The sequence below is a fragment of the Sulfurimonas sp. genome (genome assembly GCF_014859695.1).
Classification (GTDB): domain Bacteria; phylum Campylobacterota; class Campylobacteria; order Campylobacterales; family Sulfurimonadaceae; genus Sulfurimonas.
Genome location: NZ_JACUTS010000181.1, coordinates 1 through 1,281, shown reverse-complemented (window position 1 = coordinate 1,281; position 1,281 = coordinate 1). Strand labels below are relative to the sequence as shown.

The window sequence follows — 1,281 nt, the reverse complement described above, 5'->3', positions numbered from 1 at the left end:
CTTTCTAAAAAGTCCAATGACGGACAACCTGCATATCATCCCAAACTGCTTTTAAAAATATATATCTATGGGTATCTCAATAAAATAAGAAGTTCACGCAATTTAGAAAAAGAGATTAAACGCAATATAGAGTTGATGTGGCTCACACAAGGGCTTAACCCAAGCTACAAGACTATTTCAAACTTTCGCAAAGATAATCCACAAGCACTAAAAAAAGTATTTAAAGAGTTTGTTTTACTATGCAAAGATGTACAACTTATTGAAGGCAAACTTATTGCGATAGATGGAGCATTTTTAAGAGCCAATGCTTCTAAAAACAGTTTAATTATGAAGAAAAATGCACTCAAAGATTTAGAACTTCTTGATGAGCGTATTGAGAAATATTTAACACTGCTTGATACGACAGACAAAGAAGATACAAATAGTTTGGATGATGCAACACTACCAACAAAAATAGAAAAACTTCAAGAAAAGAAGAAAAAGTTAGAAGAGGATTTAGCACTTCTTGAAAAGCTAGGCAAAAACCAATATAACACAACTGACCCAGATGCTTCGCTAATGGTGAAACCTGCACACAATCTTGTGGCATATAACTCTCAAATAGCCGTAGATGATAGACATAAATTTATAGTTGATTCTCATGTTACGACAAAAGGAAATGACCTTGAACAACTCCATAATATCTCTAGTAGATGCAAAGAGATTCTTGAGGTAGAGAGTTTAGAGGTAGTTGCAGATGCTGGTTATTACAGCATTGTTGAAATTAAAAAGTGCATAGATGACAATATCATCCCAATAGTTCCACATGCTGATAAAAACAAGGCTCAAAAAGATAAAGGGAAGTTTACCAGAGATAGGTTTATCTATGATGCATTGAGTGATTGCTACCTCTGCCCAAATGAGCAACATATCAAACGAACTACTTCATTACAGATGAAAAACAGCAAGCTTTTATACAACTACAGAGGAGCGAGTAAAACATGTAAAGCGTGTCCCATAAGAGAGAAGTGCTTGCCTCAAAATACACCTTATAAACAAATCTTTCGATGGGAACATGAACACATTACAGAGGAACATGCAAAGAGAATGCAAACAGAAGAAGCAAAAGCCATCATAAAAAAAAGAGGCTCAATCGTAGAACATCCATTTGGAACTATCAAAAGAAGTTTGGGTTGGGATCATTTTTTAGTGCGAGGCAGAGAAAAAGTCTCAGGCGAAAATGCTTTGATAATGTTTAGCTATAATTTTAAACGACTGCTAAATCTTATAGGAATATCTCTG

1 protein-coding gene is annotated in these 1,281 nt (G+C 34.7%); it reads left to right on the top strand.

Going from position 1 to position 1,281, the window contains the following annotated elements:
- On the top strand, positions 1-1,281 hold a 1,281-nt coding region (locus IBX42_RS12525; protein WP_294933260.1), incomplete at both ends, for an IS1182 family transposase.